We start from the raw sequence: 20766 nt of genomic DNA, 5'->3' as shown, positions 1-20766 counted from the left end.
CGGCTAGCGGTAGAACGTGGCCGTGTGGTCGGCCGTCCACGCCCCGCCCTTGCATGCCAGCGCGTAGCCGTCGGGGGTCTGGGCAGAGGCGGACGGTTGGTCGCATGCCGACCGCAGCGTGCGCACTCCGACCAGCGGCGGCCAGGAGATCCACTTGCTCCTCGAGCTGCACTGCATCGTGTTTCCTGCCGCGTCCAGACCGAAGTTGAACCGGATGGACTGGTTGCAGCGATCGCCGGCCTGCACGCCCCGCTTGACGTAGGGGACGCACTCCAGCCCGTCACACGTCGACGGCGATGCCGAGGCCGACGGCAAACCCGCACCGACAACGCTCAACGGTGCCGCCAGCAGTCCACCGGCCAACGCGGCCGCGGCGATCAATTTCATGCGCCATAGCGTAGGTGTCGCTGCGCAGCGTAGGGTCACATCTCATGAAGTTGCTGGTAAGAGTCCTTTCTGCGGCGGTGCTGTTCCCCGCCGCGCTCGTCGCGGCACCCACCGCCGCCGCCGACGAGGTCGCCTATCTGGTCAATGTGCACGTCCGGCCGGGCTACAACTTCCCCAACGCCGATGCTGCGCTCGGCTACGGACGAAGCGTCTGCGACCGCGTCGGCGGGCAGATGCCCTACGCCGAACTGGTCGACCAGGTGAAGGCCGACTTCCGCAGCACCGACTACTACCAGGGCGCGTACCTGATCAATCAGGCCGTCAACGAACTGTGCCCGGCGCAGATCTGGCAGCTGCGGCAGTCGGCCGCCGGCTACACCCCCGCGTGAGCTAGGGGCAGGTCACCTCGATCTCGAACGGCTTGTTCACCGGCTGCATCGGGTTGGCCATGTCCATACCCGTCGCGGTGCCCGAGATCTTGTAGGTGTTGCCGTCCTTTTCGACAGTGGCTTCGCCCTGGCCTGCGTTCTGGGCATAGCCGAGGTTCATGCCGTCCACGTTGCCCAGCGCCACCGACACCACGGTGGGCGGGTCGCCTTCGGAGAGCACCGCGCCCATCCCGCCGCTGGGGTCGCCGATGGCCAGGTTGATGTTTCCACCCATCGAGGCGCAGGTGACGGTGCCGGTTACTTCCTTGTCCTGACCGTCGATGGTGACGGTGCTCTTGCCTTCGGCCGACGCGGCCGAAGAGGTCTCGCCGGTTGTTTCAGACTTGTCGTCGGAGGAACAGCCCGAAAGGCCGGCGACGACGATCGCTGCGCCGCCGACGGCGACGAGGACAGAACGTTTCACCACGGTTCTCCTTTGGTTGCGCGACCCGTCGGGGGCGACGGGCCGTCCATAGCAGTATGTTGCGCCGCTCTTAGCCGAGCGTGGCCTTTCCCGTGGAATCGTGATCAACACGCGATCCTGATGTGGGCCGAGGTGCCGGCGACCAGCGCGGCCACGACAGCCGATGCGGCCGGCAACCGTCGGGAAATCACAGTGCAAGAATCGACGACGTGGCAGCCCCGGATAACAGTCGTCCATTCTTTCGCGTGGAAGCTGAACTTCCCGGACGGCAGGGCCGCACCGGGGTGATCCACACCCCGCACGGCGACATCCAGACCCCGGCGTTCATCGCGGTCGGCACACAGGCCACGGTCAAGGCCGTGCTGCCCGAGACGATGCGGCAACTGGGCGCGCAGGCGATCCTGGCCAACGCCTACCACCTGTACCTGCAGCCCGGCCCGGACATCGTCGACGAGGCGGGCGGACTCGGTGCGTTCATGAACTGGCCGGGCCCGACGTTCACCGACAGCGGCGGATTCCAGGTGCTGTCGCTGGGGGCGGGATTCCGCAAGGTGCTGGCGATGGACGCCAACCGGGTCCAGGCCGACGACGTCATCGCTGAAGGCAAGGAACGGCTCGCCCATGTCGACGACGACGGCGTGACGTTCCGGTCGCACCTCAACGGCTCGACCCACCGGTTCACCCCGGAGGTCTCGATCGGCATCCAGCACCAGCTGGGCGCGGACATCATCTTCGCGTTCGACGAACTGACCACTCTGGTCAACACCCGCGGCTACCAGGAAAGCTCCGTCGAACGCACCCACCGGTGGGCGGTGCGGTGTCTGGCCGAGCACCGGCGGCTGTCGGAGGTGCGGTCGCATAAGCCGCGGCAGGCACTGTTCGGGGTGGTGCAGGGCGCCCAGTACGAGGATCTGCGTCGGCAGGCGGCCCGGGGTTTGGCAGAACTCGGCTTCGATGGCTTCGGTATCGGCGGAGCTCTCGAGAAGCAGAACCTGGCGACGATCGTCGGCTGGGTGACCAGCGAGCTGCCCGCCGACAAACCGCGCCACCTGTTGGGCATCAGTGAGCCCGACGACCTGTTCGCCGCCGTCGAGGCCGGTGCGGACACCTTCGACTGCGTGTCCCCGTCCCGGGTGGCGCGCAACGCCGCGGTCTACTCCGTCGACGGTCGCTACAACATCACCGGTTCGCGCTATCGCCGCGACTTCACGCCCATCGACGCCGAATGCGACTGCTATACCTGCGCGCACTACACCCGGGCGTATCTGCACCACCTGTTCAAGGCCAAGGAGATCCTGGCGTCGACCCTGTGCACGATCCACAACGAGCGGTTCATCATCCGGTTGGTCGACCAGATCCGCGCGGCCATTCCAGAGGGTCGCTTCGAGGATTTGCGCGAGCACGTTCTGGGTCGCTACTACGCGAAGTCCCTCGCGCGCTAGTTCGGGGCGCTGGGCTGGTTGGGGCGCTGGCCGCCCGCTGGGCCGCCGGTTGCCCCGCCGAGTCCCATGCGTCTCACCTATCCACGTTTTTCAGGGGTCTACTCGAACTTTCCCTGCAAAAAGCGGATACCTGGGGCTCGTGGGAAAGACGGGCACTCGCCCAGCGGGAAAGGCAGGCACTCACCGAGCCCGTGCACAATCGGGGGTATGACGACCGCCGCGGATCCACAGTCGCTGCTGGTGACCATGCTCGATCCAGCCCACCGGGCGGATCCGTACCCGGTTTATCGGCAGATCCGCGAGTACGGGCCCCTACAGCTACCGAACCTCAACCTGACGGTCTTCACCTCCTACGCCGACTGCGATCAGGTGTTGCGCCACCCGGCCTCGGCCAGCGACCGGCTCAAGTCGACGGTGACGCAGCGGATGATCGCCCAGGGCGGCGACGCCCGCCCCGTCGGCACCCCGGGCTTCCTGTTCTTGGACCCGCCCGACCACACCCGGCTGCGAGGGCTGGTCAGCAAAGCCTTCGCGCCGAAGGTCGTCAAGAACCTCGAACCCGGGATCGTGACCCTGGTCGATGAACTGCTCGACGAAGCCGACGGAACGTTCGACGTCATCTCCGGCCTGGCGTATCCGCTTCCGGTCGCGGTCATCTGCCGCCTGCTCGGGGTGCCGTTGGAGGACGAACCCCGATTCAGCGAGGCGTCAGGGCTTCTCGCGCAGTCGCTGGATCCGTTCATCACGGTGACGGGCGCCGCGGGCGAAGGATTCGAGGAACGCCTGGCTGCCGGGCTGTGGCTGCGCGAGTATCTGCGCGGCCTGATCGCCGAGCGCCGGCGCAACCGGGCGAGGACCTGATGTCGGCGCTGATCGCGGTCGAAGAGGCCGGCGACCAACTCACCGAGGACGAGATCGTGGCGACCTGCAATCTGTTGCTGGTCGCCGGGCACGAGACGACGGTGAACCTGATCGCCAACGCGGCGCTGGCGCTGCTGCGTGACCCGGGACAGTGGCAGGCGCTGGCCGACGACCAGACCCGCGCTGCCGCGGTGATCGAGGAGACGCTGCGTTACGACCCGCCGGTGCAGCTGGTGGGACGGGTGGCCGGCGAGGACATGTCGATCGGCGGCGTCGACGTACCCAAGGGCGACAACATGCTGCTCTTGCTCGCCGCTGCGCACCGCGACCCGTCGGCGGCTGATCAGCCCGACCGGTTCGATCCGGACCGCGCGACGATCCGTCACCTCGGTTTCGGCAAGGGGCCGCACTTCTGTCTCGGGGCGCCGCTGGCTCGACTCGAGGCCACGGTGGCCTTGACCGCATTGACCCGACGGTTCCCGCACGCGGAGCTGACCGCCGAGCCGGGCTATAAACCGAACGTCACGTTGCGCGGGATGTCGGAGCTCCTGGTCGCGGTGTGAGAGTCACTGCGCCAACTCCTCGATGACTGCCCGTGCGGCGCGCTCGCCGGCTTCCACCGCACCTTCCATGTAAGCGCTCCAGCGGGTGGCGGTGTCGGTGGACGCCCAGTGGATCGCCCCGATCGGCGCGGTCAGCGTGTGACCGTAGGCGGTCCACACTTTCGGTCCGAGGTTGGCGTTGTAGCAGCCGCGCGTCCACTGCCGGTCCGACCATTCGCCGTCGACATAGAACTCCGGACGCGCCGCCCGCCCGCCGTAGTGGCGCACCAGTTCGGCGGTCAGGGCGGCGCGACGGTCGGCCTGCGGCAGACGCCCGTAGGTGCGGGCCTGCTCACCTTCGAGGAACAGCAGGAGCACGCCGTGGTCGTCGCCGGGCACACAGGTGTCGTTGGACATGCGCGCCGGACCGACGTCGGAGATCAGCTGTCCGTTGAGACCGTCTGTGCGCCAGAAGGGTTCGTCGTAGACGAAGAACGCCTTCATCGCCGATGCGTTGGGTGCCCGCTGGGTCAGCTGGTCCCGGTCGCCGGGCAACGGCGGGTCGTACATGATGCGCCCGGCCAGGGTCGGCGAGATCGCCACGATCACCCGTCGCCCGCGCGCCACCAGCCCGCCGCGACACGACACCGTCACGCCGTCGGCGCTGTGTTCGACGGTCTGCACCGGCGCCTCGAGAACGATGTGCTCGGACAGTTGTGCTGCCAGACGGTTGGTGATTTCGCCGGTGCCACCGACGAACCGGGTGGTCTGCGCCCCGCCCTCGGATTCGGCGAACAACTCCGCGGAGACGCCGCAGGTCTGGATCGTGAACAGCAGGTGCAGGAATGACACCTCGACGGTCGGGACCGCGAGGATGCCGACGGTGCAGATCTCCAAAAGTTCTCGCGCGATAGGTGACAGGCCTTGGGCGTCATACCAGGCGCCCGCGGTGATCGCGTCCCATTCGGCGGCGCGCGGCGCCGTCCACGGCGCGGCAGGCGGCACCGCGACCGCCAGCTCGTCGAGCTGTCGCAACACGCCCTTCAGGGCGGCCAGCTCGTCGGCGAACCGCTCGTGAAAGACGTTCTGCCGCAGCACACCTGAACCGGCCAGTTCATAGGAGGTTTCGCCGTCGTCGAACTGGGGATAGGTGTCGACGCCGAGTTCGGCGGCTAGCGCGAACATCAGCTCGTGGGTGTCGCCGATCCACTGGGCCCCGAGTTCGACGGGCAGACCGGGCAGCGCCTCCTCGGTCAGGATGCGTCCGCCCACCCGGCTGTCGGCTTCGAGGACCAGCGGGGTCAGGCCGGCGCGCAACAGGGTGCGCGCTGCGATCAGCCCGGAAAGCCCTGCGCCCACGACGATGACGTCAGCTTCGCGGCGTGCCATGGCTGACACTTTCTCACGGCGAGAAGATCCATGGCGAGCGTGGCAATCGCTGCGGGTCGAAGTCGGCGAGCATGCCCTCGGCGGTGGTCGCGCGGTAGCCGAGAGATTCGGCGATCTGGGCCAGTGCCCGCTCTACGCCGATCTCGGCCAGCGTCACCGCGCCGTCGCGCTTGGCCAACCTGGCGCCGTCGGCGTTGAGGACCAGCGGCACATGGGCGTACACCGGCGGGACGTGGCCGAGCAGTCGAGCCAGGTAAGCCTGGCGGGGCGAGGACGACAGCAGGTCATCGCCTCGGACCACCTGATCGATGCCGGATGCCGCGTCGTCGACCACCACCGCCAGGTTGTAGGCGGGCACACCGTCACCGCGGCGCACCACGAAGTCGTCGACCAGACCGGTGTAGTCGCCGTGCAGCACGTCGTGCACCGTGGCGGAGGTGACATCGGTGCGCAGACGCAGCGCGGGTGGACGCCCGGTCTGCAGCCGTCTGGCAGCGCGTTCGTCGTCGGTCAGGTTGCGGCAGGTGCCGGGATAGGCACCCTCGGGCGCATGTGGTGCACGCGGTGCCGACGCAATATCCTTTCGGCTGCAATAACATTCGAACAACAGTCCGCGCGCGTCGAGCTCGTCGACGACGGCATCGTAACGGTGCCGGTGCACGCTCTGCCGTTCCGCCGGAGCGTCCCAGGTGATCCCGATCGCGGCGAGATCGGCGAGTTGGCGCTCGGCGATGTCGGTGTCGGTGCGGTCGTCGAGGTCCTCGACGCGCATCAGAAAGCGGCGTCCTGTGGAGCGGGCGAACAGCCACGCCAACAGCGCGGTGCGCAGGTTGCCGATGTGCAGGTCGGCCGACGGGCTCGGGGCGAACCGGCCCGCGCCAGCAGGGCTCGTCACGACCGTCAGGGTAACGGCGGGTCAGACCGACGGAGCTGTCCGGTGTGCCAGCCGATTGCCACGACTACGCGCGCACCGCCGAGGAGGGGCCGGACGCCGTGGGATACGACGATCTCGCTCGGCTCACGTATTTGCCGAGGCCACAGTCGTATTGGCCGAGCAGTACCTCAGCGGCCGCGGCTGGATGCGCTACGAGTAGGCAGGCTCTGCTTCGCTTCGGCCAGTGCCTCAAGCCACTGTCGCGCGTCGACGCGATGCACGGCGTCGCCCTGGAAGGCGCTGGAGATCACCACGTCGGGGGTGATGCCGGCCAGGACATCGAGGCTGTCGGCGATCGTGTCGGCGTCAGCGGGCTGGTGGAAGCTCTCGATGTAACCGGCACGCCAGCGGCCGTCCGATAGACGGAAGAGGGTGTCACCGGTGAACAGATAGCGGCCTTCGACGCCGGGTACCAGGTAGCAGACCGCGCCCGGTGAGTGCCCAGGCGTAGGGATGACCTCGACGCCGAGGGCGTCGATCTCGCGGTCGTGCACCGGGACATCGACGGCAGCGTGCTTGACGATATCGGCGAGATCACCTGCAGGAGCATGTAATTCGGTGTCGAACCGCTGTTTGAGTTCAGCCAGCACGGGTCCGGCCTCGTCGCGGTGCGACAGATACTGGTGGGCGACTCCACCCCGGGCGGCGAGGTCGTCGAACTCGGTGCTGGTGGCGGGGGAGTAGAACAACACCCGGTGCGGCGTCCAGAAATACGCGTGGGTGGTCAGACCGGGAAACGGGGAATCGACCTGAGTTTCGAGCAGGTCTTCGAATACTTTTCGCATGCCACGAGCCTGCAACCTGAAGCGCTGTTCAGGTCAAGAGGTCATCTCCGACGGCCCAGGCCGTCGACGATGTCGCCGAGGCGGTAGGTCACCGGTCGCTCGAGTTGGTCGTAAGTGCACGAGCGGGGATTCCGGTCTGGGCGCCAGCGGTTGAACTGGGCGGTGTGGCGGAACCGGCGGCCCTCCATGTGGTCGTAGCGGACCTCGACCACCCGCTCGGGGCGCAACGGGACGAAGGACAGATCTTTGCCGGCGTTCCAGCGCGAACCGCCGCCGTAGCGGCGGGCCAGTTCCGGATCGGCGGCAGCCTGCGCGGCCCAGTCCCAGGGATGCTGATCGAAGGTGGTGACCAGCGGCGCCAGTTCGGTCACCAGCTCGCGACGGCGAGCCATCGGGAACGCGCCGATGACACCGACCGACGCGAGCGACCCGTCGTCGTCATAGAGCCCCAGCAGCAGCGACCCCACGGCGTCGGGGCCCGACTTGTGCGGACGGTAGCCGGCCACCACACAGTCGGCGGTGCGCTGATGCTTGAGCTTGAACATGACTCGTTTGTCCGGTTGATAGGTCAGGTCGCGCGCCTTGGCGATGACGCCGTCGAGGCCGGCGCCCTCGAAGTCGGTGAACCACGTCCGGGCGACCGCGGGATCGTCGGTGAGCGGCGTGAGATGGATCGAGGTACCCGCGCCGGCGAGCGCGTCGGCCAGTGCGCCCCGGCGCTCGACGAACGGCGCACCGGTGTAGTCGGTGTCGCCGAGCGCCAGCAGGTCGAACGCGATGAATGCCGCAGGTGTCTGCTCGGCCAGCATCCGCACCCGTGACGCCGCTGGGTGCAGGCGTAGCTGCAACGCCTCGAAGTCGAGCCGGTCGTCGGTGGCGATCACGATCTCGCCGTCGATCACACACCGTGGCGGCAACTCCGCGCGCGCGGCGTCCACGAGCTCGGGAAAGTAGCGCGTCATCGGCCGCTCGTTGCGGCTGCCCAGCTCGACTTCGTCGCCGTCGCGGAACAGGATCGAGCGGAACCCGTCCCACTTGGGTTCGTAGAGGTAGTCGGTCGGGTCGCCCGGAACCTCGGACACCGGCTTGGCCAGCATCGGCGACACCGGCGGCAGGACGGGGAGCTTCACCCGTCGCGCGACCCGATCGTCACCTCCAAGGCGACGCGGTCACGGCCGCGCATCACCACCAGCGGCTGACGTGAATCCGGTGTGGTGCGGCGCAGCGCACCCAGCAGATCCTCCACGGATTCCACCTGCTCGCCACCCAGTCCGACGATCACGTCGCCCGGTCGTACACCGGCCGCCGCGGCAGGGCTGCCGGGCTCCACACCGCGGACCAGCGCGCCACTCTCCACGGGCACCCGCAACTCTTCGCGGATGGCGGGGGTCAGGCGGCTGGTCGAGACCCCGAGGAAGGGGTGCGTGGCGCGGCCGTTGGTGAGCAACTGCTCGGTGACGTCCAGCACTGTCGAGGTCGGGATCGCGAACCCCAGCGACACCGCACCTGCAGTCGGCGGGATGTAGGCCTCGTTGATGCCCACCACTCGTCCCTCGGCATCGAGCAGCGCTCCACCGGAGTTCCCCGGCGAGATCGACGCATCGGTTTGGATCAGGTCGACCAGCGACGAGCTGGCCACCGCCGAGTCCGGGATGTTGCGGTTGAGCCCGGAGATGATGCCGGCCGTGGCGGTGTTCTCGAACCCGAGCGGGCTTCCGATGGCGATGGCGATCTCACCTGGGCGGGGCAGATCGCTGCGGTACTCCGGCACCGGCAGATCTCCGCGTTGGGAGCGGACCACCGCCAGGTCGGTCACTTCGTCGGTGGCCAGAACCTGTCCGGTGGCGTTGACGCCGTCGGCGAAGCCGATCGTGACCTCGCGGGCGTTCCCGACCACATGCGCGTTGGTGACGATGGTGTCGGGGCGCAGCACGACGCCACTGCCCACACCGTTCGGCAGCTGGATGGTCACGACGCTGGGGCTGACCCGTTCGACGAGGTCGGCGAAACCGGCCGCCGGTAGAGACGCCGCCGGAGCCGGCGTCGTCGTGGTCGCGGCGGCGGGGGGTGGCGACGCCTCTGTGGTCGGCGAATCCTGCTGTGGGCTCTGTCCGCACGCAGCCATCGCCAGCACGGCGACTCCCACGGCGGCGATCCGTGCCGGCTTCATCGGCTCAGATTAACCCGTAGCCGCAATCGCCGGTGGCCGATTCGCATCGTGCGTACTATACGAACGTACAGCGTCAAGCGAGAGGCGGATTCAGCCAGTGACCAGCTACGACTACATCATCGCCGGGGCCGGTTCGGCCGGGTGCGTCCTGGCCAATCGCCTCTCGGAAGACCCGAACGTGCGCGTTCTGGTACTCGAGGCCGGCGGCGGGGACCGCAGCCCCTGGTTCCACATCCCCAAGGGTGCGGGCAAGGTCTTCGAGACCGAGAAGTACATGTGGCATTACGAGACCACCCCGTTCGGACCCAAGCCCCACGTCGAACAGTGGATGCGCGGCAAGGTGCTCGGCGGCTCTTCCGCGATCAACGGCCTCATCTACAACCGCGGAAACCGCGCCGACTACGACGGGCTCGAACGTCTGGGCAACAAGGGGTGGGGTTGGGACGAGATCCTGCCCATCTTCAAGGGCTTCGAGCACAACGAGTTCGGGCCCTCCGCCACGCGCGGCACCGGCGGGCCACTGAACATCTCGGTGCCCCGCGACCCCGACCCGCTGTGCGAGGAAATGATCGACGCCGCAACGCGGATCGGCATGTGGCGCGTCGAGGACATCAACGAATCCGACGGTGAACGAATCGGCTACGCGACATCGACCATCCGCAACGGCCGCCGGGTCAGCGCAGCCACCGCGTTCCTCAAGCCCGCGATGCGCCGCCCCAACCTGACAGTCCGCACCGGCGCGCTCGTTCAGCGCGTGCTGCTGGAGGGCGACCGCGCCGTCGGCGTGGAAGTCCGCACTTCCGGCGGCGTCGAGCAGTTACGTGCCGGCCGCGAGGTCATCGTGTCGCTCGGCAGCCTGAACTCACCGAAGCTGTTGCAGCTCTCCGGTATCGGCCCCCGTGACGTGTTGTCAGCCGCCGGTGTCCCGGTTCGTGTCGAGCGCGACCTGGTGGGCCGTGGAATGCACGAACACCGCTGCGCCACACTCCGATTCGGCCTCAACGAGGACCTCGGCTACAACAGGTACCTCGCGACGGCCACAGGCCAGGCGCTCACAGGCATGAAGTACCTGGCCAACCGGCGGGGGCCCCTGTCTGCGCCGTCCTTCGACGTCGTCGGGTTCGTCAAGGCGCAGCCTGACGCCGAGCGCCCCGACTGCCAGGTGATGATGGGTCCCTACACGCTGCCGCCCTACAACGTCGGCGAGCCCGTCGCGATCCAGCGCGAGCCCGGGGCGTCCTGCCTCGGGATGGTGTTGCGGCCCACCTCGGAGGGGCACCTCGAGATTACCTCGGCCGATCCCGCGGCCGCGCTGCGCATCACCCCGAACTACCTGACCAGTGACTACGACCGTGACACCACGGCCAAGCTGCTCCGCACGATGCGCTCGATCTTCGCGCAGTCGCCGATTGCCGAACGCCTCAGCGGCGAAACCTATCCGGGAGCGCAGGTGCGCAGTGACGACGAACTGGTCGACGCGGCACTCGACGGCGGCTACTGCGGCTACCACGCCGTCGGCACGTGTGCCATGGGGCCCAGCGACCACGATGTCGTCGACGATCAGTTGCGGGTGCGCGGAGTGGAAGGCCTACGGGTGGTGGACTGCTCGGTGATGCCGACCATCGTCGCCGGCAACCTGAACGGGCCCATGATGGCGATGGCCTGGCGCGCCGCCGATTTCATCCTGCACGGGGGCTAGCCCGTTCACATCACCGCCGAAATTGCATTCCACGCGCGTCAAGTCGCCAAATCAGCGCAGGGGATGCAATCTCGGCGAGGGGTTCACATCACCGCGTTGCCGGCGTCGACCGGCAGCGCGGTACCGGTGATGTAGCGGGCTCCGTCGCTGACGAGGAAGACGACGGCCGCGGTGACGTCCTCCGGTTCGACGTAGGGCACCGGCAGCAGATTCCCGCCCATTCCGGTGCCTTCCGGATTCGCCGCGACCACGTTGGCCATGTGCTCGTTGAAGATCATCGGCGTCGCGACACCGGTCGGGTGGATGGAGTTCACCCGGATATTGTGCTGCGCATAGGCATTGGCTGCCGAGCGCATCAGCCCGACCACCCCGTGCTTGGAAGCGGCATAGGCGAAGGTCGCCGCGCTGCCATCGCCGCCACGGCCGACCAGGCCTTGCATCGACGAGACCAACACCATCGACCCGCCGATACCGCGACGGATCATCGACGGCGCCGTCGCAGCAATGGTGTGCCAGACGCCGACCAGGTTCACATCGACGATGTCCCGGTACACCGCGCTGTCGGTCGGATCCGGCAAGCCGATCGCCACGACCCCGGCGTTGGCCACCACGATGTCGATGTCGCCGAACCGGGCGATGCCTCGGTCGATGCCGTTCTGCAGCTCAGCGAGGTCGCGTACGTCGGCGACGACGGTCTCGATCTCCCCGCCGACCGCACGCACCTGCTCGGCGGTTTCGGCGAGGTCCTGCTCGGTCGCCAGCGGGTAGGGGATCGACTCGATGTCGGCGCAGCGGTCGACGGCGATGATGTCGATGCCCTGCGCGGCCAGTGCCACGGCGTGGCTACGCCCCTGACCCCGTGCGGCACCGGTGATCACGGCGACGCGGCGTGGCGATTCCTGCGGCATGAACTCTCCTGACGGTTGGTTGTCCGCGAATATAGCCTGTGCTATACATCCGTACAGTATTGGTGAGGAGAAATGGTGAGACGGGTAGCAGTGGTGACCGGGGCCGCCTCGGGCCTCGGTGAGGCGATCTGTGGCGCTCTTGCCGCCGACGGTCACCGCGTCGCGGTGCTCGACCTCAACGGGGAGGCCGCCGAACGTGTCGCACAGCGGATACGCCAGAGTGGCGGACAGGCCGTGGCGATCGGCGTCGACGTCTCCGACGAAGCGTCGGTGCAGTCCGCGTTTACCTCGGTGCGAAACGAATTCGGGCCGGTGCAGATCGTGGTCACCAGCGCGGCGATCGGCGGCTTCACGCGATTCGACAGGATCACCCTCGACGAGTGGAACCGCTATCTGGCGGTCAATCTCACCGGCACATTCCTCAGCATCCGAACCGCGCTGGCCGACATGGTCGAATCGCGGTGGGGCCGCGTCGTGACGATCTCGTCGGCAGCCGGTCAGCAGGGCGCGCCGCGCCAGGGCCACTACTCGGCGACCAAAGGGGGAGTCATCGCGATGACCAAGACCGTCGCACGCGACTACGCCAAACACGGCATCACGGCGAACTCTGTGCCCCCCTTCGCGATCGAGACGCCGATGCTGCGGCAGCAGCAGGCCGAGGGCAAGCTGCCCCCGGACGAATACCTCACCCAGGCCATCCCCGCCGGCCGGGTCGGCGGACCCGAAGACGTCGCCGCAGTCTGCTCATTCCTGTGCTCGGAGGCGGCAGGTTATGTCACCGGCCAGGTCATCGGCGTGAACGGCGGTGCGGTGTTGTGACGTCGGCTCAGGATGCTGCGCGGCCCATGCGGATCGGACTGACCGGCGGCGCCACCACCGTCGACAAGATCGTGGCGCAGGCCCAGCGCGCCGAGGAGGACGGCTTCACCTCGCTGTGGTACGCCAGCTCGGTGGCCGGCGACCCGTTGGTCGCGATGGCACTCGCGGGCCGGGCCACCACGTCGATCGAGCTGGGTACCGCGGTGCTGCAGACCTATCCGTGCCATCCGCTGCTGCAGGCCAATCGCGTTGTCGCGGCGGCCAACGCGATGGGTCGGCCCGGCTTGACGCTGGGAATGGGACCGTCGCACGAACCCATCGTCCGCGATGTGCTCGGGTTGTCCTACGAGCAGCCGGCACGCAACACCCGCGAGTATCTGCAGATCGTGACCACGCTGCTGTCCGGTGCCGAGGCCGATGTCGACGGCACCTACTGGAGCACCCACAGCGGGGGACGCATCGTGGCACCGGAGTATCCGGTTCCGGTGCTGTTGTCGGCGTTGTCACCGAAAATGCTTGCGGTGGCCGCCGATCTGGCCGACGGCGTGGTGCTGTGGATGGCCTCGGCTGCGGTGATCGGCGAGCGCATAGCCCCGGTCCTGCGCGACGCCGCGCGCACGCAGGGCAAGCCGCCCCCGCGGATCGTGGCCGGCCTGCCGGTGGCAGTGCACGACGACGTCGCCGAAGCGCGCGCCGCCATCGCCGCAACCGCCGGCGGCTACGAGCGGATGGTCAACTACCAGAACATCATCAAGGCGGGCGGTGGCGCCGCCGCCGCGGACGTCGGAATCGTCGGTGACGAAGACCTGGTGGCGCGCCGGCTCACCGAGCTGGTCGACGTCGGGGCGACCGATGTGTGGGCGCAACCCGTCGCGGTCGGAGCTGACCGCGATCAGCGCAAAGCCTCGCTGGGGCGCACCCGCGCGCTCCTGCGCTCCTTGCTCGGCTAACCGCCGCCGCGTGGGCGTGCGCCGCGGCCATAGGTGATGTCGGCACGCTCGGGATCCCAACGATTGCGGAAAACCACGTCCGAGAGCGGACGGCGCCGCACCGGGCCGTGCCGACCGCGCGGCCATCCCACCACCACATGCCCCGCCAGGAACCACTCGTCGGGGATGCCGACCGCGTCGCGCAGCGCCTGTTCGCCGCCGTAGGATGCCCAGCTCGTGATGCACGCACCCAATCCCTGCGCGCGGGCGGCGAGATAGAAGTTCTGCAGCGCCGGGTAAATTGAGCCGCCCTGGAGAAACTCCGACGAGAACTCGTTCTTGTACGCGGCGAACAACACCGAGGTGAACTCGCCTGCCCGGTCGTGCAATTCGTAGGTGGCGCGATTGTTGCGCGCGGCGCGACTGTCGTCGTCGGGTGCCGGCCGGGACATGCCGTAGATGGATTCGATTGACTCCAAGGCGATTTTGGCGGCCGTTGCGACCGCCGCGCGCTGTTCGGGGCCGTCCAACACGATGAACCGCCACAGCTGGGCATTGGCGCCGTTGGGAGCCCAGGTGGCGGCCTGCAGGCAGCGGTCCAGTGTCTCGTCGTCGACGGGTTCGTCGGTGAACCGCCGGATGGATCGCGCGGTCGACAGGACTTCCCAGACATCGTCGGTCGGATGCGGCATGTCCATTGGTGTACTCGACGTAAGCGGGCTTGTCGAGAACCTTCGTGCTGTACAGTCGTACTGCATATCGGATGTGGAGACGGGAGTGATGCTGTGAGCGACAGGTTCTCGATGGAGGGGCGGGTGGCGGTCATCACCGGTGGCGGCACCGGGATCGGCCGGGCCTCGGCGCTGGTGTTGGCCGAGCGCGGCGCCGACATCGTGCTGGCCGGCCGACGGGAGGAGCCGCTGAAAGCGACCGCGGCCGACATCGAGGCCCTGGGACGCCGTGCCCTCGCTGTGCCGACCGACGTGACCAGCGCCGAGCAGTGCCAAGCTCTCATCGACGCCGCGGTCGGGGAGTTCGGGCGGTTGGATGTGTTGCTCAACAACGCCGGCGGAGGGGAAACCAAGTCCCTGATGAAGTGGACGGACGACGAGTGGCACCAGGTGCTCGACCTGAACCTGTCCAGTGCCTGGTATCTGTCCCGGGCGGCCGCCAAACCGATGATCGCCCAGGGCAAGGGAGCGATCGTGAACATCTCGTCGGGCGCCGGCTTGCTGGCCATGCCGCAGGCGCCGATCTACGGTGCCGCCAAAGCCGGTCTGCAGAACCTGACGGGATCGATGGCTGCAGCGTGGACGCGAAAGGGTGTGCGGGTCAACTGCATTGCCTGCGGTGCCGTCCGTACCCCCGGACTGGAGGCCGACGCGAAGCGGCAAGGCTTCGACATCGACATGATCGGTCAGACCAACGGCTCGGGCCGGATCGCCGAGGCTGACGAGATCGGCTACGGCGTGCTGTTTTTCGCTTCCGACGCATCGAGCTACTGCTCCGGGCAGACGCTGTACATGCACGGCGGCCCCGGCCCGGCAGGAGTGTGACGATGAACGTCAGCCACATCGGTCTGCGGGTGCGCGACATCGACGCGTCGAGAGCCTTCTACGAGGCGCTCGGTTTCAGTGAGGTCAAGCGTTTGAAGGTGCCCGACCAGATGGCGCAGGCCCTTTTGGGGCTGGAGCCTCCCATCGGCTTCGAAGCGGCCTACCTGCGCAACGAGGGCGTCGTGCTGCAGCTGCTGACCTTCTCGGGTTATCCGGTTCCGGACGAGCCCGAGCGCGGCATGGTCGGTGCCGGGTTGACGCATCTTTCGATCGCGGTGCCGGACATGGGGGCCGCACAGGCGGCGGTGACCGCACACGGTGGCGGTGTCATCGCCGATCCGGGCGGCGGATACGCGTGCATGGTGCGTGACCCGGACGGTCAGCTGCTCGAGCTGGTCAGCGAGCGGGTACGACCCGTCCCCGCAGACGCGTAGCCCCTACACATCCTCGAGCGCTTCACCGATTTCCTGCGCCACCCGGCTGTGTTCGTTCTGTTGCAGCGCGTGGCCCGCGGCGAGCACCAGGGCCACCGGCCACTCGATGATCTCCGTCGCGGCCAGCAGGCCCAGTGCCCCGTAGAACGCCAATTGTTCCGGTCGCGGGATGCGAATGTGCCCGATGATCGGTAGGTCGATCGCGAACGACTGAGCCTCCCGGACGCGCTGGACCGCATCGGCGTGCGATGCCCCGGTTCTCGAGGATTCCGCCATTCGTCACCTTCCCGTCACCAAGCGTTGGTCGTCTGGACGCTCCTGGTGCGGACCGTCGACAACGTGGTTGCTTCACCTGCGCTCACACCGTCGTCCGACCCGGTGACCGTGGTCTCCGGGCTCTTCGCCGTACCGCTGCGCGAGTTGTACGCGGTGCTCTGGCGGCTCGGTGTCATCGACATCGGCGACTGAACTCGGCTCATCAGCCGGGGTGCACAGCCCGCGGCGGCGGTCGCCACGCCGGCCGTCCCGAGGGCCTGCGCCCAACCCAACGGCCCCAAAGGCGTGCAGCCCAGCAGGTGGCTCAGTCCCGGCGTACTGATCACAGCGGCGAGTGTGGCGAGCGATCCCACCGCGGTGCTGACCACCAACGGGCTGTGCGAATCGAGCAGCGTCTGCCCCAACTGCGTGGTCACCAGCGCCACCAGTGCCACCGTCGATGCTCTCCGCGGCGTCAGGGTGAAGCCGCCGAGCACCCAGGCCGACGTGGCGGCCGCGGCCGTCGTCGTCCCCCGGATGGCAACGGTCCGCCAGATCGCCGCATGGTTCGGGCCGTGTGTCACGTCGTCGCCGTTGCGTCGCGCAGGACTGACGGCCAGTGCCGCGGCGGGCAGCGCGTCGGTCATCATGTTCACCAGCAGCAGTTGTCGGGTGTTCAACGGTGAACTGCCGGTCAACGCCGACCCGATGACGGAGAACGCCACCTCGCCGGCATTGCCGCCCAACAAGATCGACACCGCGGCCTGCACCCGTCGCCAGAGCTGACGTCCCTCGTCGAGCGCATCCAACAGGGACCCGACTCGTCCGTCGAGGAGCATCACATCGGCGGCTGTACGCGCGGGGTCGCTACCCCGCGACGCGACCCCGACGCCGACGGTGGCCGCGCGAATCGCCGCGGCGTCGTTGGCGCCGTCTCCGACCATCACGCAGACCTGCCCGGTACGTTCCAGCGTCTGCACCACCTGCACCTTGTGCTCGGGTGTCATCCGCGCGAACACCAGGGCATCGCGTACCACCCGTTCCTGGTCGCGCCGGGAAAGTGCACCCCAATCAGCGCCGCTGATCACCTGGTCCGCGGTCACCGCCAGCCCGAGTTCGGTCGCGATCGCCGCCGCGGTCACCGGGTGATCGCCGGTGATCAACCGAATCCCGATGTGCTGTCTGCGCAGCGTCGCCAGCAACGATGCCGACTCCGCGCGTGGGGTGTCGGACAAGCCCAGCAGACCGACGAACTGTAAACGCTTGCTACACAGGTCGATCAGCGTGTCGTCGGTGCGGCGCGCGGCCTGGGACTGCCGCTCGGTCAGAGTGCGATTGGCCACCGCGATGACTCGCAGACCGGATTTCGCCATGTCCTGCACCGCACGTTGGGTCTGCGGGTCCAAGCCCGTGCACGCGGCCAGGACAACCTCCGGTGCCCCCTTGATGAACAGATCGCTGCCGTCCAGGGACGCCGAGAACGGCCGCCCGGAGCGGAACGGCAGGTACATCGTGCCCGGGCCCGGAGGCGGCACGTCGCCGGCCGATTCGACGACCGCACCGTCGGTGGCGTGGTCGTGACGATGGCCGTTCCTCGGCGGAGTGGCACGTGCGGCGTACTCGAGCACCTGTTTCTCGGCGAGGCCCTCGGCGCTGTGAACCTGCGCAACACGCAGGCGGTTCTCGCTGAGCGTGCCCGTCTTGTCGAAGCAGACCACGTCGACGCGTCCCAGTGCCTCCACCGAACGCGCGCTGCGGACGAGCACCCCGGCACGGGTGAGCCGACGTGCCGCCGTCTGCTGAGCAAGTGTGGCGATCAGCGGCATACCTTCCGGTACCGCGGCAACCGCGACGGCCACGCCGCTGGCCACCGCGCGGTGCAGGGGTGCCAGGCGCAGCAGACTCAGGGAACTGACCAGCGCGCCACCGGCCAGGCTCAACGGCAGTGCCTTGTCGGTCAATTCGCGCAACTGCGCCTGGAGTCCGACCGCGGACCTGCCCGCCGATTGGACGTGTACCGCCCGGCTCGCCTGCGTGTGCTCGCCGACCGCGGTGACGACGGCCACGACAGTCCCCGCGACCACCGTCGTAGTGGCGTGGAGCATGCAGCTGCGCTCGCCGAGAGCCGCGCCCGGAGTGGCGGCGGCACCTTTCGGCACCGGAAGGGATTCGCCGGTCAACGCGGACTCGTCGAGTTCGGCATCGCTCGCGTCGATGATCCGCGCGTCGGCAGGCACCACCTCACCGGGGCGCACCTCGATCAGATCACCTGGACGCAATTGTGCGGCCTCGACTGTCCGGTAGCCGTCATCGGTGACCAGCCGTGCCGGAGGTACCTGAACGGCCAGCAGACGACCCAGAAGTCGCTCCGCCCGAACTTCCTGCGATGCAGCAAGAATCGAGTTGCCGGCCAGCACCGAGCCCACCAGGATCGCGTCGACCGGCGATCCGAGCAGAGCGCTCGCCCCGGCGCCGACGGCGAGGATCGGGGTCAGCGGGTCGGAAAGCTCCCGGCGCAGAGCGCCCACCAGATCCGCGGTGAGCCGCAGTGGTGGACCAGTCAATCGGGACGCCAGGGTGAACGACGCCTGAGTCGCCGAGGCGATCAGCGAGTTGTCCTGAGCCGGTGCGCGTTCCGGCGGCGGCAGGGCCTGTCGTACCTCGTCGGGTGACATGGAGTGCCACTCATGGGTGATCACCGGGCTCGGCGTCGGATCCCGTAGGGTCCCGTGGGCCAGCATCAGACCGGTGGTCAATCCCGCGGCGGCGCCGGCGGTCACCGGTCCAGGTCCGCGCCCGCGGACGCCGGGGATCATGAGCAAGGCACCCAGCGCGCTGGCACTTGTGGCCAGTTGCACGCCGCGCTCGCTGGCTCGGCGCGCCGCAGGCAGGGCATGCATGACCCGCCACACCGCGGCCAGGTCGGCGGCCAGCAGGTCGGCCCGCCACGGGGCGTCGCCGCCGGACACCAGCCCGATCGACACATCGGCAACCGAGAGAGCTTGCGGTGCAGCCGAAGTGATCACGGCAACGGTGCGGCCGGCCTGTTGCAGCGCAAGGACAGTGCCCAACAGCGACGCGTCGACGGATCCGTTCAGCGGATACAACTCGTCGAAGGACGGCCGAAGGTCGTCGAGTTCGTCGCTGCGCACCGACACCAGCTCGGCTCCCGCCCGGCGCACCTCACCGAGCACACCGGCTGCCAGCGGATGGTGTGTATGGCGCACCAGCACCTCGGCGCGGGAGGCGCCGTTGCCGTTGGTGCGCACCGGGGGGTGGTGCCACCCGACGTTGAGTTCGCCGCGCTCCAGGCTGTCGCGCGCCCACTGCCACGCCGCGGTCCGGTCATGGTCGGAGATGCCGCGAAGCCGGCCGATCCGCAGGTCCCCGGTGAACAGGACGCGCGGGTCGACGACCACGGCGTCGACCCGGTCCAGGCGGCGGATGGCCTGAGGGTCGAGGGCGACGATGTCGTGCTTGTCGGCGAGGCCGCGGCCCAGCGCGGCGGCGAAACCCTCGCGGGCGTGGCGCGCGGCTTTCGGGGTGGTGACCACCGCCGCAGTGCCGGCGGCGTTGATGTCGCGAGTGAACATGCCGACCGCCGCCGCGGCCGTTGCCTGTGCCGCACCGCTGCGACCGGCATGACGCTCGACGGGGCCGGGTGGCGCCGGACATGGACGCTGGGGAAGCGGCCCTGGATGCGGATCGTCGGGATGGCGGGCGAGCACCGGTTCGCGGCGTTGCCAGGCGCGGGAGTTGGCCAGTGCTTCGCCGACTGAGTAGAGGTGCCGAACCGTTTCGACGGCCAGCGAGGAGGGGGTCGTGGTCGCGGCGTACACGGTTGCGGCGGCGATCGCGATCGCGGTGTCGGCAGCGTTGTGCCCCAGTCGCCGTTCCACGAGGTCGCGCAAGCGCGGTTCGTAGTCGATCAGCGTGACCGCCGCGGTCAGGCCTGACGGCAACACCGGCCATGCCAGCGTCCGGCCCATGACCGCCGCGCACAGCCCGACGCCGCTGGCGGTGGCCGCGATGACTTTCCCGGCCAGGACGATGCCGTCGGCAGGTAGCTCGGTCGGCATGCGTCCGGCGTTCGGTTCGGCGTCCGCCGAAACGTCGCGCTCCACGTCGGCGACCAATTCGCACAGGCGAGCCAGCGACGGTCCGTCCTCGTCGACCGTCACCACCAGCCGAGCCAGCGAGTGATTCAGCCCGACAGTCCGAACCCCGGGTTCGGCGCGGGCGGTGCGGAGCACTGCACGTCCCAGTGGCTTGCCGTTGTCGCCGTCGAGGCCACGCACCTCGACCCAGCAGCGGTTTTCGTTGCGCCAGCACCGACGGCTGGGCGTGCCGCCTGCGAGTTCCTTGACGGCTGCGGCGGCGCTGTCGAAGAGCCGCCCGAACAGGTTCACTTCTGGGTTGCGCGTCGCGAAGCGGTCGCCTTCTTGGTGGGTCGCGAGGGTGGCTTCTCAGGCTCCTCGGCTTCGCTGGGCATGTTGCCGCGCTGAGACAGCTGATGCACCACCAGCGCGGTTCCGCCGACGGTGAGCAGTACCGGCCACTCCACCAACCCGGCTGCACCGATGGCCCCGATTGTCAGTGCTGCGGCGGCCGGCGACCGGCTGCCGTTGTCGAGGCCCGCGCGCACTCCTGATGCCGCGCCCCGCACGGCGCCGACCGCGCCGTTGACGGCCGCGCCGCCCACCGCTCCGGCTGCCGCCGTCGTCATATCCGCCGTCTTGGTCACTGCTCGGGTGGCCGCAGAAACGATGTTCATCGCACGCTCCTCGCGCTGGTGCTTGCGAGT

The 20766-nt window shown here is 68.6% G+C and carries 19 protein-coding genes and 2 pseudogenes; 9 read left to right on the top strand and 12 right to left on the bottom strand.

The genetic code is table 11. The annotated features are described in order from the left end of the window. Positions 1-3 precede the first annotated feature (3 nt). The gene (locus ACQI46_RS24490) at positions 4-387 is read right to left on the bottom strand and encodes a hypothetical protein (RefSeq protein WP_427096644.1); all 384 of its coding nucleotides are present in this window, start codon (positions 385-387) and stop codon (positions 4-6) included. Between the two features lie 44 nt (positions 388-431). On the opposite strand from ACQI46_RS24490, the gene ACQI46_RS24485 reads away from it, so the two are divergent. Beyond that, a complete protein-coding gene (locus tag ACQI46_RS24485; RefSeq protein WP_427096643.1) occupies positions 432-776 on the top strand; it encodes a DUF732 domain-containing protein in 345 nt (114 codons plus the stop codon). Position 777: 1 nt separating this feature from the next. Here ACQI46_RS24485 and ACQI46_RS24480 read toward each other — a convergent pair whose 3' ends face one another. Then, on the bottom strand, positions 778-1239 hold the full coding sequence (locus tag ACQI46_RS24480; RefSeq protein ID WP_427096642.1) for a lipoprotein LpqH: 462 nt from the start codon (positions 1237-1239) through the stop codon (positions 778-780). 245 nt (positions 1240-1484) lie between these two features. Here ACQI46_RS24480 and tgt point away from each other — a divergent pair, with 245 nt between their 5' ends. Further along, on the top strand, positions 1485-2681 hold the full coding sequence (tgt, locus tag ACQI46_RS24475; protein WP_427096641.1) for a tRNA guanosine(34) transglycosylase Tgt: 1197 nt from the start codon (positions 1485-1487) through the stop codon (positions 2679-2681). A 207-nt stretch (positions 2682-2888) separates the two neighbouring features. Then, a pseudogene (locus ACQI46_RS24470) lies at positions 2889-4105 on the top strand (cytochrome P450). Positions 4106-4108: 3 nt separating this feature from the next. On the opposite strand, the gene ACQI46_RS24465 reads toward ACQI46_RS24470, so the two are convergent. The 5 genes from ACQI46_RS24465 to ACQI46_RS24445 all read right to left on the bottom strand — a co-directional run bounded on the left by ACQI46_RS24465 (position 4109) and on the right by ACQI46_RS24445 (position 9362). Continuing rightward, complete coding sequence (locus ACQI46_RS24465) at positions 4109-5473, bottom strand: flavin monoamine oxidase family protein (protein WP_427096640.1); 1365 nt, start codon at positions 5471-5473, stop codon at positions 4109-4111. Positions 5474-5486: 13 nt separating this feature from the next. Further along, positions 5487-6368, bottom strand: coding sequence for a tRNA glutamyl-Q(34) synthetase GluQRS (gluQRS, locus tag ACQI46_RS24460; RefSeq protein ID WP_427096639.1), 882 nt, complete (start codon positions 6366-6368; stop codon positions 5487-5489). A 167-nt stretch (positions 6369-6535) separates the two neighbouring features. After that, positions 6536-7192: an MBL fold metallo-hydrolase gene (locus ACQI46_RS24455; protein WP_427096638.1), complete on the bottom strand. Its 657-nt coding sequence runs from the start codon at positions 7190-7192 to the stop codon at positions 6536-6538. 41 nt (positions 7193-7233) lie between these two features. Then, a complete protein-coding gene (locus ACQI46_RS24450) occupies positions 7234-8322 on the bottom strand; it encodes an ATP-dependent DNA ligase (RefSeq protein ID WP_427096637.1) in 1089 nt (362 codons plus the stop codon). After that, positions 8319-9362, bottom strand: coding sequence for a S1C family serine protease (locus ACQI46_RS24445; RefSeq protein WP_427096636.1), 1044 nt, complete (start codon positions 9360-9362; stop codon positions 8319-8321). The genes ACQI46_RS24450 and ACQI46_RS24445 overlap by 4 nt, the downstream gene beginning before the upstream one ends. A gap of 97 nt (positions 9363-9459) precedes the next feature. On the opposite strand from ACQI46_RS24445, the gene ACQI46_RS24440 reads away from it, so the two are divergent. Then, the gene (locus ACQI46_RS24440; RefSeq protein ID WP_427096635.1) at positions 9460-11061 is read left to right on the top strand and encodes a GMC family oxidoreductase; all 1602 of its coding nucleotides are present in this window, start codon (positions 9460-9462) and stop codon (positions 11059-11061) included. An 83-nt stretch (positions 11062-11144) separates the two neighbouring features. Here the strand turns inward: ACQI46_RS24440 and ACQI46_RS24435 are convergent, their stop codons facing one another. Beyond that, positions 11145-11969 (bottom strand): mycofactocin-coupled SDR family oxidoreductase, encoded by an 825-nt coding sequence (locus tag ACQI46_RS24435; protein ID WP_427096634.1) that lies wholly within the window; start codon positions 11967-11969, stop codon positions 11145-11147. A 72-nt stretch (positions 11970-12041) separates the two neighbouring features. Here ACQI46_RS24435 and ACQI46_RS24430 point away from each other — a divergent pair, with 72 nt between their 5' ends. Beyond that, positions 12042-12788, top strand: a complete 747-nt coding sequence (locus tag ACQI46_RS24430; RefSeq protein ID WP_427096633.1) for an SDR family NAD(P)-dependent oxidoreductase — start codon at positions 12042-12044, stop codon at positions 12786-12788. A 26-nt stretch (positions 12789-12814) separates the two neighbouring features. Then, positions 12815-13738, top strand: coding sequence for a TIGR03564 family F420-dependent LLM class oxidoreductase (locus ACQI46_RS24425; protein WP_427096632.1), 924 nt, complete (start codon positions 12815-12817; stop codon positions 13736-13738). Here the strand turns inward: ACQI46_RS24425 and ACQI46_RS24420 are convergent. Next, positions 13735-14409 carry a nitroreductase family protein gene (locus ACQI46_RS24420; RefSeq protein ID WP_427096631.1) on the bottom strand — a complete coding sequence of 225 codons (675 nt, stop codon included), beginning with the start codon at positions 14407-14409 and terminating at the stop codon, positions 13735-13737. The genes ACQI46_RS24425 and ACQI46_RS24420 overlap by 4 nt on opposite strands. Positions 14410-14502: 93 nt before the next feature. Here ACQI46_RS24420 and ACQI46_RS24415 point away from each other — a divergent pair, with 93 nt between their 5' ends. Together ACQI46_RS24415 and ACQI46_RS24410 are read left to right on the top strand one after the other, a co-directional pair. Beyond that, positions 14503-15273 carry an SDR family NAD(P)-dependent oxidoreductase gene (locus tag ACQI46_RS24415; RefSeq protein ID WP_427096630.1) on the top strand — a complete coding sequence of 257 codons (771 nt, stop codon included), beginning with the start codon at positions 14503-14505 and terminating at the stop codon, positions 15271-15273. 2 nt (positions 15274-15275) lie between these two features. Further along, positions 15276-15707: a VOC family protein gene (locus ACQI46_RS24410; protein WP_427096629.1), complete on the top strand. Its 432-nt coding sequence runs from the start codon at positions 15276-15278 to the stop codon at positions 15705-15707. Positions 15708-15710: 3 nt separating this feature from the next. On the opposite strand, the gene ACQI46_RS24405 is transcribed toward ACQI46_RS24410, so the two are convergent. Then, the gene (locus ACQI46_RS24405; RefSeq protein ID WP_427096628.1) at positions 15711-15983 is read right to left on the bottom strand and encodes a hypothetical protein; all 273 of its coding nucleotides are present in this window, start codon (positions 15981-15983) and stop codon (positions 15711-15713) included. On the opposite strand from ACQI46_RS24405, the gene ACQI46_RS24400 reads away from it, so the two are divergent. Further along, on the top strand, positions 15951-16175 hold the full coding sequence (locus ACQI46_RS24400) for an Rv1535 domain-containing protein (protein WP_427096627.1): 225 nt from the start codon (positions 15951-15953) through the stop codon (positions 16173-16175). The two genes, ACQI46_RS24405 and ACQI46_RS24400, sit on opposite strands and share 33 nt — an antisense overlap. Before the next feature lie 47 nt (positions 16176-16222). Here ACQI46_RS24400 and ACQI46_RS24395 read toward each other — a convergent pair. Continuing rightward, positions 16223-18637: pseudogene (locus tag ACQI46_RS24395) on the bottom strand (cation-translocating P-type ATPase); the annotation flags it as partial. Between the two features lie 1730 nt (positions 18638-20367). Next, positions 20368-20736, bottom strand: coding sequence for a hypothetical protein (locus tag ACQI46_RS24390; protein ID WP_427096626.1), 369 nt, complete (start codon positions 20734-20736; stop codon positions 20368-20370). Positions 20737-20766 lie beyond the last annotated feature (30 nt).

The organism is Mycobacterium sp. SMC-4 (assembly GCF_050205565.1).
Lineage (GTDB): Bacteria > Actinomycetota > Actinomycetes > Mycobacteriales > Mycobacteriaceae > Mycobacterium.
Note: the sequence above shows the minus strand (reverse complement) of the source record. Positions and strands in the feature narration are given on the sequence as shown.

What these genes read in the sequence shown, in the direction of transcription:
- ACQI46_RS24490 (WP_427096644.1), bottom strand. Translation starts at nt 387, where the DNA reads ATGAAATTGATCGCCGCGGCCGCGTTGGCCGGTGGACTGCTGGCGGCA.
- ACQI46_RS24485 (WP_427096643.1), top strand. Translation starts at nt 432, where the DNA reads ATGAAGTTGCTGGTAAGAGTCCTTTCTGCGGCGGTGCTGTTCCCCGCC.
- ACQI46_RS24465 (WP_427096640.1), bottom strand. Translation starts at nt 5,473, where the DNA reads ATGGCACGCCGCGAAGCTGACGTCATCGTCGTGGGCGCAGGGCTTTCC.
- ACQI46_RS24455 (WP_427096638.1), bottom strand. Translation starts at nt 7,192, where the DNA reads ATGCGAAAAGTATTCGAAGACCTGCTCGAAACTCAGGTCGATTCCCCG.
- ACQI46_RS24445 (WP_427096636.1), bottom strand. Translation starts at nt 9,362, where the DNA reads ATGAAGCCGGCACGGATCGCCGCCGTGGGAGTCGCCGTGCTGGCGATG.
- ACQI46_RS24435 (WP_427096634.1), bottom strand. Translation starts at nt 11,969, where the DNA reads ATGCCGCAGGAATCGCCACGCCGCGTCGCCGTGATCACCGGTGCCGCA.
- ACQI46_RS24430 (WP_427096633.1), top strand. Translation starts at nt 12,042, where the DNA reads ATGGTGAGACGGGTAGCAGTGGTGACCGGGGCCGCCTCGGGCCTCGGT.
- ACQI46_RS24425 (WP_427096632.1), top strand. Translation starts at nt 12,815, where the DNA reads ATGCGGATCGGACTGACCGGCGGCGCCACCACCGTCGACAAGATCGTG.
- ACQI46_RS24420 (WP_427096631.1), bottom strand. Translation starts at nt 14,409, where the DNA reads ATGCCGCATCCGACCGACGATGTCTGGGAAGTCCTGTCGACCGCGCGA.
- ACQI46_RS24410 (WP_427096629.1), top strand. Translation starts at nt 15,276, where the DNA reads ATGAACGTCAGCCACATCGGTCTGCGGGTGCGCGACATCGACGCGTCG.
- ACQI46_RS24405 (WP_427096628.1), bottom strand. Translation starts at nt 15,983, where the DNA reads ATGGCGGAATCCTCGAGAACCGGGGCATCGCACGCCGATGCGGTCCAG.
- ACQI46_RS24390 (WP_427096626.1), bottom strand. Translation starts at nt 20,736, where the DNA reads ATGAACATCGTTTCTGCGGCCACCCGAGCAGTGACCAAGACGGCGGAT.